The 15,206-nt window shown below is 36.2% G+C and carries 13 protein-coding genes; 9 read left to right on the top strand and 4 right to left on the bottom strand.

What is annotated here, in order from left to right:
* Positions 1–5 precede the first annotated feature (5 nt).
* A complete protein-coding gene (locus tag DWB61_RS03535) occupies positions 6–746 on the top strand; it encodes a GIN domain-containing protein (RefSeq protein ID WP_125029509.1) in 741 nt (246 codons plus the stop codon).
* A gap of 2 nt (positions 747–748) precedes the next feature.
* Here the strand turns inward: DWB61_RS03535 and lpxB are convergent, their stop codons facing one another.
* From lpxB to surE, 3 genes are all read right to left on the bottom strand, one after another.
* Positions 749–1,885, bottom strand: a complete 1,137-nt coding sequence (gene lpxB / locus DWB61_RS03530) for a lipid-A-disaccharide synthase (RefSeq protein ID WP_125029508.1) — start codon at positions 1,883–1,885, stop codon at positions 749–751.
* Positions 1,886–1,993: 108 nt separating this feature from the next.
* Positions 1,994–2,293 (bottom strand): hypothetical protein, encoded by a 300-nt coding sequence (locus DWB61_RS03525; RefSeq protein ID WP_125029507.1) that lies wholly within the window; start codon positions 2,291–2,293, stop codon positions 1,994–1,996.
* Positions 2,277–3,059, bottom strand: coding sequence for a 5'/3'-nucleotidase SurE (surE, locus tag DWB61_RS03520; protein WP_125029506.1), 783 nt, complete (start codon positions 3,057–3,059; stop codon positions 2,277–2,279). The genes DWB61_RS03525 and surE overlap by 17 nt, the downstream gene beginning before the upstream one ends.
* A gap of 227 nt (positions 3,060–3,286) precedes the next feature.
* Here surE and pheT point away from each other — a divergent pair, with 227 nt between their 5' ends.
* From pheT to DWB61_RS03495, 5 genes are all read left to right on the top strand, one after another.
* Positions 3,287–5,737 carry a phenylalanine--tRNA ligase subunit beta gene (pheT, locus tag DWB61_RS03515; protein ID WP_125029505.1) on the top strand — a complete coding sequence of 817 codons (2,451 nt, stop codon included), beginning with the start codon at positions 3,287–3,289 and terminating at the stop codon, positions 5,735–5,737.
* A 1,509-nt stretch (positions 5,738–7,246) separates the two neighbouring features.
* Complete coding sequence (locus tag DWB61_RS03510; protein ID WP_125029504.1) at positions 7,247–8,575, top strand: anaerobic C4-dicarboxylate transporter family protein; 1,329 nt, start codon at positions 7,247–7,249, stop codon at positions 8,573–8,575.
* Between the two features lie 26 nt (positions 8,576–8,601).
* Entirely contained in the window at positions 8,602–10,089 is a 1,488-nt protein-coding gene (locus DWB61_RS03505) for an aspartate ammonia-lyase (protein WP_125029503.1), read from the top strand.
* Positions 10,090–10,174: 85 nt separating this feature from the next.
* Positions 10,175–11,254, top strand: coding sequence for a type II asparaginase (locus tag DWB61_RS03500; RefSeq protein ID WP_125029502.1), 1,080 nt, complete (start codon positions 10,175–10,177; stop codon positions 11,252–11,254).
* Positions 11,255–11,429: 175 nt separating this feature from the next.
* Positions 11,430–12,599, top strand: a complete 1,170-nt coding sequence (locus DWB61_RS03495) for a porin (protein WP_125029501.1) — start codon at positions 11,430–11,432, stop codon at positions 12,597–12,599.
* Positions 12,600–13,385: 786 nt separating this feature from the next.
* Here DWB61_RS03495 and DWB61_RS03490 read toward each other — a convergent pair.
* Positions 13,386–13,847: a GreA/GreB family elongation factor gene (locus DWB61_RS03490; RefSeq protein ID WP_125029500.1), complete on the bottom strand. Its 462-nt coding sequence runs from the start codon at positions 13,845–13,847 to the stop codon at positions 13,386–13,388.
* A 167-nt stretch (positions 13,848–14,014) separates the two neighbouring features.
* Here DWB61_RS03490 and DWB61_RS03485 point away from each other — a divergent pair, with 167 nt between their 5' ends.
* Genes DWB61_RS03485 through DWB61_RS03475 form a run of 3 tightly spaced genes read left to right on the top strand, consistent with a single transcriptional unit; the run spans position 14,015 to position 15,112 of the window.
* Positions 14,015–14,338 carry an ArsR/SmtB family transcription factor gene (locus DWB61_RS03485; RefSeq protein ID WP_197091159.1) on the top strand — a complete coding sequence of 108 codons (324 nt, stop codon included), beginning with the start codon at positions 14,015–14,017 and terminating at the stop codon, positions 14,336–14,338.
* A 36-nt stretch (positions 14,339–14,374) separates the two neighbouring features.
* The gene (locus tag DWB61_RS03480; protein WP_125029498.1) at positions 14,375–14,611 is read left to right on the top strand and encodes a thioredoxin family protein; all 237 of its coding nucleotides are present in this window, start codon (positions 14,375–14,377) and stop codon (positions 14,609–14,611) included.
* Between the two features lie 18 nt (positions 14,612–14,629).
* Entirely contained in the window at positions 14,630–15,112 is a 483-nt protein-coding gene (locus DWB61_RS03475) for a nitrophenyl compound nitroreductase subunit ArsF family protein (protein WP_125029497.1), read from the top strand.
* The last annotated feature ends 94 nt before the right edge of the window (positions 15,113–15,206 follow it).

Raw genomic sequence — 15,206 nt, 5'->3', positions numbered from 1 at the left:
AGAAAATGAAAATATACATCTACATACTATGCTTAATTATTCTTTGCTCATGCAATTTTATCAACCCTTTTCGTGATGAAGGAGATACCATTGAAACACTGATTGAACTCGATAGATTTACTCAGGTAGAAATTCATAATATTTTTAATATCGAAATTATAGAGGACACGGAAAGCTATATCATTTATAAAGGAGGTGAAACAATTCTAGAAGAAATGTCCTACTCATCACTGTCGGGTATACTTAGGCTCGATCACAGCTTTATGAATTGGACAAAAAACTTTAAAATGCCTACTTTGGAAATTCACCTGTCGATACTTGAAAGTATAGATCTTTATGCATCGGGAAATATCAGTAGCCTTAAACAATTAAATGGAGATGAAATAATTATCAACATTTATGGGACGACAGGCACTTATGAAATAAATTTAAACATCAATTATAATCATCTTAAATTTTATACAAATGGATCGGTAGGTGGAACATTTGCTGTTTCGGGAGTATGTCCAACGACCACATTTACATTAAATGGTAGTAGCAATGTTCAGGCCTCCCAATTGATTTCAAAAGAAGTCTATGTCGCCCATAACAGTTTAGGTAATGCCCACATTTATGTGGAGGATAAGCTAAATGTCACTTTCTACAAGTCAGGAGATCTTTATTATAAAGGTAATCCCAAAGAAATTGAAGTTAAATATGATCAAATTAATAATCAGGATGCTAGTGGCAAACTGATAAAAGAATAAAATTAAGCCTTGATGGTTTTCACATCCTCATATATCATCTTAGCAAAACGGGCCGAAGCTCCTGCTCCACCTAAATGCTGACTTAAATCGTCATAATTGGCTAACATTTGAGAACGATAAGCCTCATCTTTTAGAATCAAATCGAGTTCGTCACCAATCATTTGAGGATTACAGTATTGCTGAATTAACTCTTTCACGACAAACTTGTCCACAACCAAATTCACCAAAGAGATGTATTTGATATTCAAAAGCATTTTTCCCAAACGGTAGGCTAAACTCCCCCCACTCATTTTATAACAGACCACTTGAGGAATACGAAGTAAAGCCGTTTCGAGAGTTGCAGTTCCCGAAGCAACCAAAGCCACTTTAGACTGTTGCAACAAATCGTAAGTTTGTCCATAAACAAAACTTAACTTACTGTTTTGTGATACTGATGCATAAAATTCCTTGGTAATAGAAGGTGCTGCAGCCACAACAAACTGATAATCGGGGAAACGATCTACAACCTTGAGCATAACTGGAAGAATACGTTCTATTTCCTGCTTTCTACTACCCGCTAAAAGAGCAATAATGGGTTTCTGAGGTAAATTATTTCGCTCAACAAATTGATCAAAGCTTTCCTCCTTATTTTCTCTATTCTCTATAGCATCCAAAAGAGGATTGCCACCAAAGCTAACCTCGTAATTATGCTTTTTGTAAAATTCGGTTTCGAAAGGGAATATCGTAAACATACGATCGACGTGAGCCTTAATCTTTTTCACGCGCGACTCTTTCCATGCCCAAATCTTGGGTGAGATATAATAATGTACGCGAATACCATGCTTCTTTGCAAAAGCTGCCATGCGCAAATTAAAACCTGGATAATCAACTAGAATTAATACATCGGGAGCGAAAGCTAAAAGATCTGTTTCACAAAGCGTGAAGTTTGCACGAATCGTTTTCAGATTTTTCAGTACCGTAACAAAGCCCATAAAAGCCGTTTCGCGATAATGTTTCACCATTTCACCTCCTTGAGCTTGCATTAGGTCACCTCCCCAAAACCTAAACTGCGCTTGAGTATCTTCATACTTTAGCTCTTTCATTAAGTTTGAGGCGTGAAGATCACCAGAAGCTTCACCTGTTATGATGTAATATTTCATAGTTTATTAGAAACAAGGTTAAAGGAATTAAGGTTAAAGGATAAAGTGAAAAAAAACTGTAGCTATAACCGAATCATCACCTCACCACATTGTCACATCCACAATTCATCACAATCCTACACGAAAAATAAGTACGATAAAGGAATAAACGATGGTTGCAAGAAGGACTCCGCGAGCGGCTTTCAGCCAATCCAATTTAATGAAAAGGAAAAAGCAAACCACATTACCAAAATAAACGGCTACAGCCATCATCTTAGCATAGATTTTAAGAACCAATACGCCATCAATAAATTGAGAAACTGTCATTTCCTCACGAAAATTAACCAGATAAGCAATTAAAATAGATAGGATTGGAACGACAAAACCCAGAAAAGCACCAACGTAAGAATTATTAATCAATGACTTCATAATCCCAAGTTTTAAGGTTCTCTAAAACATGATGAGCTGTCATATCAATCTGAGTTGGGACAACTGAAGCGTATCCTTCTTTAATCGCACTTTCATCGGTATCTTCGGCTTGAGGTTCCGCATTTTTAAAATGACCAGTCAACCAATAGTAATCACCCCCAAAAGGATCTTTGCGATGATCAAATTCTTCTTTCCACATACCATCAGCCTGACGGCATACCCGAACACCTTTGATATCACCATCAGGAAAATTCACATTCAAACAAATGCTTCGAGGTAGTCCATTTTTCACCACATTCTCAAATATCTTACGACCATATTTAATACATTGAGAAAAATCAGCCTTACCGTCAAAACTATCTAAAGAAAAACCAAGTGAAGGTATCCCTGCAAGACACCCCTCTATGGTTGCTCCCATAGTTCCAGAATACAGCACACTTACCGAAGTATTCGCGCCGTGATTAATGCCTGAAACAACAAAATCGGGTTGACGAGGTACAATCTTATTTAAAGCTAACTTAACACAGTCAACAGGAGTTCCCTTACAAGAAAAAACTTTCAGATCATCTTGATCTTTAATCTTACGGATTCGTATAGGTACTTCAACTGTAATGGAATTTGATTTTCCAGAATTCGCCCTATTGGGTGCGACTATGTAAATCTCTCCAAACCCTTTAACCATCTCATAAAGAGCTGTAATGCCTTTTGCATTTACCCCATCGTCATTGGTTACCAGTATTAGAGGCTTCGTATTTATATGATTCATTTCGATCTATTTTGTAAGACAGACAAAGATATCGAATTATGCTTGAAGATAGAAGAAATGCATATTAAAAATTCTTCTTGTTGTTTGCCTTAAAATTCCTACTTTTGTAAGCTTGAAAATAGATGATTATATAACAATCTTGAAGTTCGAATTCGAATGTGAACAAGAGCTTGGCTGAGACTTTATTTTCCCAATCAATGAAATTATCTGTATAAAACCCTCATACAATGAAGATATCGTACAAATGGCTGAAAGACTACATAGATGTAGATTTAACGCTTGCTGAAATGGATAACATTTTAACTCAAATTGGTCTTGAAGTTGGTGGTATTGAAAATATCCAATCAATAAAAGGCGGCCTTGAAGGCTTGGTAATTGGAGAAGTGAAAACTTGTATTCCACATCCAGATTCTGATCACTTGCATATAACCACTGTCGATGTAAACTCAGGAGAGTTATTACCAATTGTGTGTGGTGCTGCAAATATCGCTACCGGACAAAAGGTAGTGGTAGCCACAGTGGGAACTGTTCTATACGATGGCGATGAGAGTTTTGTTATCAAAAAATCGAAAATCAGAGGCGAATTGTCTTTGGGAATGATTTGTGCCGAAGATGAAATTGGTTTAGGACAAGGTCACGATGGTATTATGGTATTGAATGCTGATGCTGTTGTGGGTACGCCTGCAAAAGAATACTTCAATATTGAGGACGACACTTGCATTGAAATTGATTTAACTCCTAACCGTATTGACGGTGCTGGCCATATTGGTGTAGCTCGCGATTTGGCAGCTTACCTGAAGCAACAAAAAGATATTGACTATAAAATTCCATCTGTTGAGGATTTTAAAGTAGAAAATACAAACACAGCTATCGAAGTAATTGTTGAGAACGAAAAGGCTTGCCCTCGTTACTCAGGGATATGCATTAGTGGAGTTGAAGTAGCTGAATCGCCAGAATGGTTACAAAACCGTTTAAAGGCTATCGGACTTAAGCCAATTAATAATATTGTAGATATTACCAACTTTGTGTTGTTTGAAACCGCTCAACCTTTACACGCTTTCGATTACGCCAATGTAAAAGGTGGAAAAGTTATCGTGAAAACATTACCTGCTGAAACCAAGTTTACAACACTTGACGAGGTAGAACGTGAATTGCACGAAAACGACTTGATGATTTGCAATGCTGAAAAGCCAATGTGTATCGCAGGTGTATTCGGTGGTATCGAATCAGGAGTAAGCAATGCAACAACCGATATTTTCCTTGAGTCGGCTTATTTTGATTCTGTATATGTACGTAAAACGGCTCGTCGTCAAGGTTTAAATACCGATGCGTCTTTCCGTTTCGAGCGTGGAACAGATCCAAACAATACAGTGTATGCTTTGAAAAGAGCGGCCCTATTAATTAAAGAAATTGCTGGTGGAACCATTTCATCAGACCTAATTGATATTTACCCAAACCCAATTGCAGACTTTAAAGTTGAAGCCAATGTAGCAAGAATCGAAGGTTTGATTGGTAAAAAAATCGGCAAGGAAACCATTATCAAAATTCTTGAAGCTTTAGAAATTAAAGTGGACAAAATTGATGGTGATCAGCTGAGCTTATTGGTACCTCCTTACCGTGTTGATGTAACACGTGAGGCTGATATCGTTGAAGAAGTTTTACGTATTTATGGTTTTAACAATGTTGAAGTGCCTAACAAAGTAAATGCGTCTTTAAGTTATGCTCCAAAACCAGATGAGCACAAGCTTAAAAATATGCTTTCAGATATGCTTAGCTATGGTGGTTTCAACGAAATCATGAATAACTCACTTTCTAAAGCTAGCTATTACGAAGGCTTAGAGAGTATTCAAGAAGATCATACGGTGCGTATTAAGAATCCATTGAGTTCCGATCTTAATGCCATGCGTCAGTCCTTATTATTTGGTGGTTTGGAAGCTGTAGCATACAACATTAACCGTAAGAATGCAGATCTTAAATTATACGAGTTTGGTAAATCGTACCATCATATCGTTAATGAGGAGAATGAGAATCCAGTAAATAATTACTTCGAGAATCAGCACTTGTCATTATTTATGTGTGGTGCCAAGGCATCTACCAACTGGAACCTTAAGGAAGAGCCAACAACTTTCTTCCACATGAAAGCCTACACAGAGAATATTCTAAAGCGTTTAGGTTTTAATATAGAAAAACTTAGAATTAGTGAAACAGAGAGTGATATTTTCACTGAAGGCTTAACTTACGGCCTGAAGAAAAAAGTATTGGTTGAGATGGGTATGGTCAATGGCAAATTGCTGAAAAACATGGGCATCGATATCCCTGTTTACTATGCCGATTTCAAATGGGAAACCCTTTTGGCTGAAGCTACTAAAAACAAGCTTAGCTATGTACCATTGACCAAATATCCTGCTGTAAAGCGTGACCTTGCTCTATTGATTGACAAAAGCGTAAGCTTTGCTGAAATCAAGAGCATTGCTTTCAATTGTGAGAAAAACTTATTGAAATCAGTTACTCTATTTGATATTTACGAAGGTGAGCAAATAGGCGTTGATAAAAAATCATATGCAGTAAGTTTTATTATTCAGGACACTGATAAAACATTGACTGATAAGCAGATTGATAAAATCATGCAGAAGCTAATTAAGAGTTACGAAAAGCAATTAAACGCTCAGTTAAGATAAAATCATTGCTTTTATTAGCAATCATTATATTAAAATAAAAGGATCATCGATAATAATCGGTGATCCTTTTATTTTGGCTATGGATTGAACCCCATAACAATTGATATTATCAGCTGCTGTAAGGTTTCGCAGCGGTAGTTAGTCGCAGGCTCATAAACATATTATAAAAACCTCTTTTATCCAATGCCAATCCAGAAAGGATTGTATGCATATATCCATAGGCAACCCCTCAGCATTATACGACACCGAAGGAGTCGTATACCTTAAATATATCCCTCTCTAAAACATATGAATCCTTCGGATTCTAAAGATAAAAGCCATATAGATAAATACGATCCACAGGATATCAGCCGATTCCACAAATGATCGCAAATAAAATCCCTAGTATTCCCTGTATCGCTTTTTCCATAAAGGACTCATCATATAATTTCTTTGGCATGGCTCTAAGGTATATTCTTTATGAATTCACTTTGACACAGAGTTATCAATAGAGCCTACACAAGAATGGAGAACTACTGCAGAATGATAACGAAATAGTCCTTAAAGCAAACGAGATGCACCCAGCACGCAATGAAATGGACTTAAAAACAAACGTAACGGACTTGACCCGCTCCGAAATAGCCCCTCCATGCAGCGAAATAAAAACTACACGCAAATAATTAGAGTTGATAAATACTGCCTAGGTTATACAAACAAATAATTTGCCCAACAAAAGAAAACTGTAGACTAACCCACTACTTTATCACAAAACCTCTCCCCTGAAATTGCACCTCATCGCCAACAATTTTGTCTTTTAACAAACCGCCAATTGGAGAAGCCAGAGAAATGGTATCACAAATTTGATCCTCGAAAAGATAGTTGTAATAGCAGTATACCTCCTTTGAGCAATATGACGAAGTCCAGCGAACTAAAAGTCTTCGTGAAGCTAACGGTAAAGGACCAGAGGACAAATAGGACATTAAGGCTCAAGCCTAAAGTCACAAGAATCCAGACCTCACAGAAAATTATTTTCCCTCGAACAGTGAGAATTATGCAATCCTTAAATCGTGTATTAATACCGCTTAAAAAAAAAGGGGTAAATCCTTAGTAAAAGTTCATTAGAAAAATTAGTTGTGTTTTTTTAGTAGAATCCTTAACTTGGATTTGCCTTAATAAACCGAGTTGATATGCTAGTTTGAATTGTAAATTTTAATAAAAAACTTTAACTATAAAAATTACAAGGAAAGAGCATGGTTTTTTAAGCTAATTAGATATTGTAGATTATTTACATTATGGCATTCAAACTTTTAAGGCAGTAGAAAAATTTATTATTACGGGCATTCCTATCTCAAAAAAGCACTATTCATAAAAGCTATAGGTTATATGAAAAAAACCGTCGCAACGGCAAATTCATACGATTAACCTAATCATAAAACTTTAATGGTATTTGTATCATACTTATCGTTTTTTTTTAATCTTAAGTATTGAACGAACATAGTTTAAGTTTTTAACGAATTAAAACTTAATAAGATGCTTTGGTTTGAATTGATTATCTTTTTGGCAATTATCGTTATTGGTGCCAGAATTGGTGGAATTGCAATGGGAACAATGGCTGGTATTGGATTGGTCATTTTTATATTTGTTTTTAAATTACCTGTTGGAAGCCCCCCTATAATTGTATTGGGAATGATCCTTGCTGTGATTACGGCCCTTTCTACTATGGAGGCTGCTGGAGGGCTTGATTTTCTAGTTGGGGTGGCAGAGAAAATCATGCGAAAACGACCTCAGAACATAACTTTGGTTGCGCCTTTGGTAACCTATATTCTTGTCCTTGCTTCTGGAACCCAACACGTCATTTACGCATTATTACCCATCATTTCTGAGATATCACGAAAATCAGGTATTCGACCGGAAAGGCCAATGGCCATGACGGTGATTGCAGCCATGCAGGGGCTTGTGTCTTCTCCAATTTCTGCTTCAACAGTGGCCATGATTGGTATTTTATCAGTTATGGGAGTGAGTCTTCCTCAGATGATGGTGGTCATTATTCCTTCCACTTTAATAGCTGTTGTTATTGGCTCAATAACGGTTCTTAAAAAAGGCAAAGAATTAGTTAATGATCCTATCTATCAACAAAGATTGAAAGATGGAAAAATTATAGCCTTAGAAGCGACAAAAACTCCAGATAAAAAAACGTTAAATAATGCCAAGGGGTCTACCTATATGTTTTTTTTCGCCATTATAATGATCGTTATTATTGGCATGTTTCCTGAATTAAGACCTACTTATGAATGGATCGTTGATGGAGAACTTACAAAAGATCAAATTGGGATGGGACCTGCCATAATGATCATCATGTTGGCTATAGGGGGTATAATTATGATCGTTTTTAAGGCAAAGGCTGGAAAGGCAGTCGGAGGAAGCATTATGAAGAGTGGTGTTGTGGCTCTGATTTCGATTTTAGGAATTGCCTGGTTGGGTTCTTCATTTTTTGAAGGAAACAGATTCGTTATTGTTGAAAGTATTTCCCAGGCAATAGAAGGCTATCAATGGGTGTTTGGTTTTGGTTTATTTACCTTATCAATTATGCTTTTTAGCCAGGCAGCTACAGTCGTTACTTTAATGCCAGTTGGTTTGGCCCTGGGACTTGATGCAGAACTCTTAATAGCCCTTTATCCCGCTGTAAACGGATACTTTGTGCTTCCAACCTATGGAACAGTATTGGCGGCTATTTCTTTTGACCAAACCGGAACTACCAAAATTGGAAACCGATTAGTGAATCACAGTTTTATGCTTCCTGGATTGGTGACAACATTTTCTGCAGTCATTATTGCTCTACTCATAACCTATATTGCATAAATATCTAATTATTAAATCCCAAAACGATGAAAAATGTAATTAAACGAACGATTTTGTTAAGCTTGCTTCTTATTTGCTGTGTTATATTTAATGGGTTTTCGCAGGAGTATAGAACTGAGACAGATTTGTTGGGTGATATTAAAGTTCCCAAAGACGCCTACTACGGAGCGCAAGCTGCAAGAGCAATGGAGAATTTTCAGATCTCTGGCCAATATATAAATGATTATCCAGACTTTATTAAGGCATGGGGAATGGTGAAATTAGCTTGTGCTCAGGCAAACACGGAAGCCGGAAAAATGAAGCCGGAAATTTTGAAACCGATTGAAGATGCATGTCAAGAATTAATTGCCGGAAATTTTCTTGATCAGTTTAATATTGACCTATATCAGGGAGGTGCGGGTACATCAACAAATATGAATGTCAATGAGGTATTAGCGAATATTGCACTTGAAAAGTCCGGACAACAGAAAGGGAAATATAAGAAGATTTCTCCTAATGATCATTTGAACATGTCGCAATCAACCAATGATACATATCCTTCATCATTAAAGTTGGGTATGTTGTTGCATAATGATCGCTTAGTAAAAGAGCTTAATGAACTGAAAAATTCTTTCAGAAAATTGGGTCATGCAAATATCGATATCGTGAAAATGGGTCGTACTGAATTCCAGGACGCCGTACCCATGACCGTTGGGCAGGAATTTCATTCTTTTGCTGCAATGTTGGAATGGGATATTGCTAATATTGAACATGCAAGTAAATCCCTAATGGTCCTTAACATGGGTGGTACAGCAATTGGTACAGGTTTGAATACACCTGAAGGTTATGACAAATATGTGATTGAACATCTTAGAAAAATTTCGGGTTATGATGTGGTTAATGCTGATGATATGATTGCAGCTACGTCTAGTCTGCAAGGATTTGTAGTGTATTCTTCGGCCTTAAAAACCTTAGCTACAACCTTGTCGAAGATATCAAATGATTTAATTACTCTGTCATCGGGACCAAGGAATGGTTTATTTGAGATTAACCTTCCAGCAAGACAACCTGGTTCATCTATTATGCCTGGAAAAGTAAATCCGGTAATCCCCGAATTGATGGCTTTTGTGAGCTACCGTGTTATTGGAAATGACGTAACTGTAAATATTGCAGCATCTGATGGTGATTTACAATTGAATGCATACGAACCAGTTGTGGGGCTTTCTATTTTTGAATCACAAAAAATACTGACCAATACGATGAGAACTTTTCGAATTCAATGTATTGATGGCATTACTGTTAATGAGGAAGTTCATAAACGAAATTTAGAAACCACTATTGGTATTGTTACCGCTTTAAATCCTGTCTTGGGGCATCATGTTGGTGATGAATTAGCCAAAGAAGCCAAAGCGACGGGTAAAGGAATTTTAGAATTGGTAAGAGAGAAAAAACTGCTCACAGAGCAACAAATAAAGGTGTTATTATCACCAAAGAATATGACTGGATTGGATAAATCAAAATATGAAGACAAATAATTGTAAACAACTAAATCGAAATGAGATGGGATAAAATAATGAAGAGAAGCGGCAGAACCAATAATAAATTTAAAACTTATTAATTATGAAAACTAGTGTAATAAAAAAGGGCGTATTAGTACTGTTTTTGTTTGTTTTCACATTACAAACGCAGGCTCAAACTAAAAAGAAAATGACTAAGACATTGCCAAGAGTAACCATTCTTGCAACTGGAGGTACTATTGCAGGTGCAGGAGAATCAGCAACTAAAGCTGCTTATACTGCTGGGAAATTATCGATTGATATTTTATTAAGTGCTGTACCTCAAATTCACGATAAAGCCCAAATTAAAGGAGAACAAATTGCTAAAATTGGTAGTCAGGATATGAGTGTTGAAGTTTGGTTGAAACTTTCAAAAAGAATAAATGAGATTTTTGAAGAAGATTCTGCAGACGCTATTGTCATTACTCATGGTACTGACACGATGGAAGAGACAGCTACATTTCTTGATTTAACAGCATTGTCTGACAAGCCAGTGGTATTAGTTGGGGCTATGCGTGCTTCTACAGCAATGAGTCAAGATGGCAATAAAAACTTATTAGACGCAGTGATCGTTGCTGCAGATCCTAATAGTCAGGGTAAAGGCGTTGTAGTAGCAATGAATGAGTTGGTTTTTGATGGTAGAGATGTAACAAAAACAATTACTACGAGTACGTCAACTTTTGATTCCCGCAATTTCGGTCCAATTGGTTTAATATATGATGGGAAAGTAAATTACTATTATCAATCATTACGTAATCCTGTAAAAAAATTCGATGTAACCAAAGCGACCTCTTTACCTCAAGTCGAAATTATATACGGATATGCCGATGCTAGTCCGGTTACAGTTGATGCCCTATTGAATACAAACGTTAAGGGGATTGTTTATGCTGGAATGGGGAATGGTAATTTTAATGCGGCTGTTGGTAATTCTCTTGAAAAGGCATCTAAAAAAGGCATTATTGTTTGTCGTTCTAATAGAACGGGATCAGGTAGAACAACATTGTTTAATGAAGTAGATGATGCTGCACTTGGTTTTGTTGTTGGAGATGATCTGAATCCTCAAAAAGCAAGAATTTTATTGATGTTATCTTTAATGGAAACGAGTGATCGCGCTAAAATTCAAACTAACTTTTTCGACTATTAACATTAAATTTAAAAAAAACAAGGAGTCTTCTTTTTGTGACTCCTTGTTTAGAAACTTCACTTTCAGTTTACAATCAAAAGTGGTGAAAATTAAATTTCTGAGCTTCTGTTTTGGATTGAATTTGCAGTTCTTATAGTTAAGCTACCTATACGATAAATATAAAATTCATGAAAAGATGAAAAAATATTTTGTTTATATAGTAGTTGTTTTGCTGCCAATTTTTGCAGTTGCGCAAAAACAAGAAAATAAATCAGACTTGGAGTACCAGTCATTAATTCCTGTAGAAAAACAATCTTTATTAAAAAATGTTGATGTTATTTTTAATACCCGTTTGGCATTTGATAATAAATTTGAAGAGGGAGATTATGAAAGTTCTAACTTTTCTTCCAATCAATTCCGATTGGAAATTAAAGGTAAAATACATGAAAAGGTAAGTTTCAGATTTCGAGACAGATATACTCGCGAGCATAAAGTGGGAAATCTTGACAATATGAGTCGATCAACTGATCTTGCTTATTTAGTTTTCACACTTTCACCTCAAACTAAACTTACATTAGGTAAACAATCTACTGATTGGGGTGGAATGGAGTTGGATTTAAATCCGATTGATATTTTAGAATATAATGACCTTATAGAATATGCAGACAACTATTTGATAGGTGCAACTATTTCTCATACTTTAAAAGACGGAAAAAACACATTTGGTCTTCAAGCATTAAATACGAGAACAAAATCGTTAGATGTTCAATATGAAGGATATGATATTTCTGGGCTTACAGCTGCGAAAGCACCTTTGGCGTTTGTATCTTCCTGGAGAGGAAGCTTATTTGAAGGGAAAATAAAAACAGCTTATAGTTACAGTTACTTCACTGAAGCTAAGAACAAAGTGATGCACTATTTTGTATTAGGTAATAAGTACAAGTCAAATAATTTGACACTTATGTATGATTTTCAATACAGTTTCGAAGCTTTAGATAATAAAGGGATTGCTTCGAATATCATTACCTCAGGCTTTCAAGCTCCGGCAGAAGATGTTAAGTATATTGAACATTGGTTGAGAGCAGAATATAAAATTCAGCCTAACGTTAACATACTTTTAACTGTTATGACAAACAATACATATGCTAAATCTAACGGTAATTCAAATGAGAAATTGGTTACGACCTATGGATTAATTCCTACCGTAGAGTATTCGCCTTTCAAAGATCTAAACCTTAGATTTTATGTCAGTTATGTAGCCAGAAAATACAACTACTCTAGTTATTCAGAAACTCAGTTTTCAGCGGCAGATAGAAATACAGGAAGATTTAGTATTGGGTTTATTGCACCATTATTGGTTTTTTAATCTAATTTGAATATGATTAAAAAGGGGCTGTTTCAAAATAGATTTGAATCGGCCCTTTGCTTTATACGATTTTCATCAAGGTTGGGTGAATTTCAAAGGGCATAATACCGATTAAAAACTTGGAAACAATCCCTGTCTGCACAAGGGTAATATGGATTGTAGGGCATCTGACAACATTCATACGCTAGCAATAAGCAACTTCCGCAGCTATTCAGATAGATACCTCCAGCATATATACAAACCTCTGAACAGAAGAATAAGCCTTCCTCTGGACTTGCATGGCATATCTGAAGTGCTTAGATACAGTCTGCAGAGTATAGACACATATCTAACATACAGAGGAAGTACTCTCTACACTACAGATACTTCTCTTTAGTCCCCAGAGTACTTCCCCATAAGCAGAACATGTACCAAACAGGTGCAGCGGAAGTATTCCTCTAGAGCAGAGGATGTACCAACCAAGAGTAGAGGATGTATATCTCAAGAGCTGAGAATACAATCTGTGGGGTAAAGAGAATGTCCCTTGGAGTTTAGATACATATCCCCGTTGCGCAGAATGCTCTCTCTACTTTGCAGATATGCATCGCTTGAGCTAAGGAAGTATCTCCCAAGAGTTGAGGAAAGCATATTTACAAGCAAAAGCATAAGGTAACTGCAACAGAACAGGTACCAAACAAGTGTGTAACAATACTTTTTATAAGAATTACAAATGATCTAGAACTTGTGATTAATCAAAAAGAATAAGGCCATTTTATTTCTCACATCAAACAATGCTGATCTAGCAAATTATATGATTTCTCTTATTTTAAATGTCCGCCCCTGAAACTGAAGCTCATCGCCAATAGCTTTATCTTTTAACAGACCGCCAATTGGAGAAGCCAGAGAAATGGCATAACAAATTTGATCATCGATCTGAATTTTACCGATGCCAATGGATATAAAATAAGTGCCTTTATCCGTCGTAACAAGACTACCAAAAGCCACTTTATTGAATTCTTCTGAGGTATCAATTCGGGCCAATTCTTTTCTTTGCTTGGCTGTCTGGTTCAATAGCACTTCATTCTTTTCTATCTCTATCTGCATCATCTCACGTCCCGTTTCGTACTTATCGCCCGCACTACTCTTGGTATCGTTGTTTCTAGAGTCCTTTGCTGAAGCTATTGCCTCTCTAATCACCTCAATCTTACGATCGAGTTCTTCCATTATTTTATGGTATACCAGGCCTTTCAGCTCCTTTTTTGTGTGCATCCTTTTGTCTTTTCTTACTGATAAAATCACAGCTGTAAAATTCTAAGCTCGAAGATAAGCTTTATCTGAATTTGCAATCTTAAAATTTAAGAAAAAAGAAGCAGCCCATTTGATTTTTGAAATAAAAGCTTAACTTCGTTTCGTGTTTTTACGAAATGCGAAATACTATGACCGATAACGAATTTTATTCTGAAGAAGAAAAACAATTGGCTCGTTTTGCCAAAGCACTTTCACATCCTGTGAGAGTTTACATTTGCAAACTCTTATCAAAGCAATCATGCTGTTACAGTGGCGATTTAGCTGAGGAGGTGCCGATAGCCCGCTCCACCCTTTCTCAACATCTTAAGGAGTTGAAAGCAGCCGGTTTAATTCAGGGAGAAATTGTTCCTCCAAAGATTAAATACTGTCTGAATAAAGAGAATTGGGCAAAGGCTAGCAATGTGTTTGAAACACTTTTTAAGGCTGAGCATGAAATTATTCAACACAAGTAATTAGGGATGCAAACGCATTCTATAAACTTTATAAATATGGAAATAAAAGTATTAGGCCCTGGTTGCAAAAAATGCAACACCCTACACGATGCTACACAAAAAGCTATCGAAGAACTAAACATTGAAGCCACAATTACCAAGGTGGATGATATGATGAAGATTCTTTCTTATGGCGTGATGTCTACACCTGCCCTAGTCGTGAACGAGAAGGTATTATTTAGTGGTAAGGTACCTTCAGTATCCGAAATAAAAGAACTAATCAAATCTTTATAATTCTAAAAAATAAGCAAAATGAAAAATTATTTAGGCCTAGCCGTTCTTGCCCTTGCACTAAGTTTTGGCGCATGCCAGTCGAATGCTAAAAAAACTGAAAAAGTAGAAGAAACTGCAAAAGTAGAAGAAGCGGCTTGCCAAACAGAATGCTCACAATGCCCTTCGAAATGTAGCGATACTAAAGTCGCTGAATCTACTACTGAAACTGCTGGCATCTATTACTTTCATGGCGATAGAAAATGTAAAACCTGCAAGGTTGTTGGTTCTGAAGCAAAAAAACTTGCTGAGAAATTGAATGTTAAATTCTTCGATGTAAATATTGATCAAGAAGAAAACAAATCGCTTGCCAAGGAATTTGAAGCTACCGGATCTAGTTTAATGATCAAACATGCAAAGTCAGGAAAGATTGAAGATCTTACAAACTTCGCGTTCCGTAATGCAATCAATAATCCTCAAGCTTATCTTGAAAAGTTGGAATCTACTCTAAAATCAGATAACTAGATATCTGATTCTCTTTTCTTGAAATCTCTATAATTTCAGGTTCTGTTACACCTCAATTGGGGTGTAACAGATATCAATATTCATCATTACAACT

The organism is Ancylomarina euxina (assembly GCF_003863355.1).
In the GTDB taxonomy this organism is placed as follows: domain Bacteria; phylum Bacteroidota; class Bacteroidia; order Bacteroidales; family Marinifilaceae; genus Ancylomarina; species Ancylomarina euxinus.
Note: the sequence above shows the minus strand (reverse complement) of the source record. Positions and strands in the feature narration are given on the sequence as shown.

What these genes read in the sequence shown, in the direction of transcription:
- DWB61_RS03535 (WP_125029509.1), top strand. Translation starts at nt 6, where the DNA reads ATGAAAATATACATCTACATACTATGCTTAATTATTCTTTGCTCATGC.
- lpxB (WP_125029508.1), bottom strand. Translation starts at nt 1,885, where the DNA reads ATGAAATATTACATCATAACAGGTGAAGCTTCTGGTGATCTTCACGCC.
- DWB61_RS03525 (WP_125029507.1), bottom strand. Translation starts at nt 2,293, where the DNA reads ATGAAGTCATTGATTAATAATTCTTACGTTGGTGCTTTTCTGGGTTTT.
- surE (WP_125029506.1), bottom strand. Translation starts at nt 3,059, where the DNA reads ATGAATCATATAAATACGAAGCCTCTAATACTGGTAACCAATGACGAT.
- pheT (WP_125029505.1), top strand. Translation starts at nt 3,287, where the DNA reads ATGAAGATATCGTACAAATGGCTGAAAGACTACATAGATGTAGATTTA.
- DWB61_RS03510 (WP_125029504.1), top strand. Translation starts at nt 7,247, where the DNA reads ATGCTTTGGTTTGAATTGATTATCTTTTTGGCAATTATCGTTATTGGT.
- DWB61_RS03505 (WP_125029503.1), top strand. Translation starts at nt 8,602, where the DNA reads ATGAAAAATGTAATTAAACGAACGATTTTGTTAAGCTTGCTTCTTATT.
- DWB61_RS03500 (WP_125029502.1), top strand. Translation starts at nt 10,175, where the DNA reads ATGAAAACTAGTGTAATAAAAAAGGGCGTATTAGTACTGTTTTTGTTT.
- DWB61_RS03495 (WP_125029501.1), top strand. Translation starts at nt 11,430, where the DNA reads ATGAAAAAATATTTTGTTTATATAGTAGTTGTTTTGCTGCCAATTTTT.
- DWB61_RS03490 (WP_125029500.1), bottom strand. Translation starts at nt 13,847, where the DNA reads ATGCACACAAAAAAGGAGCTGAAAGGCCTGGTATACCATAAAATAATG.
- DWB61_RS03485 (WP_197091159.1), top strand. Translation starts at nt 14,015, where the DNA reads ATGACCGATAACGAATTTTATTCTGAAGAAGAAAAACAATTGGCTCGT.
- DWB61_RS03480 (WP_125029498.1), top strand. Translation starts at nt 14,375, where the DNA reads ATGGAAATAAAAGTATTAGGCCCTGGTTGCAAAAAATGCAACACCCTA.
- DWB61_RS03475 (WP_125029497.1), top strand. Translation starts at nt 14,630, where the DNA reads ATGAAAAATTATTTAGGCCTAGCCGTTCTTGCCCTTGCACTAAGTTTT.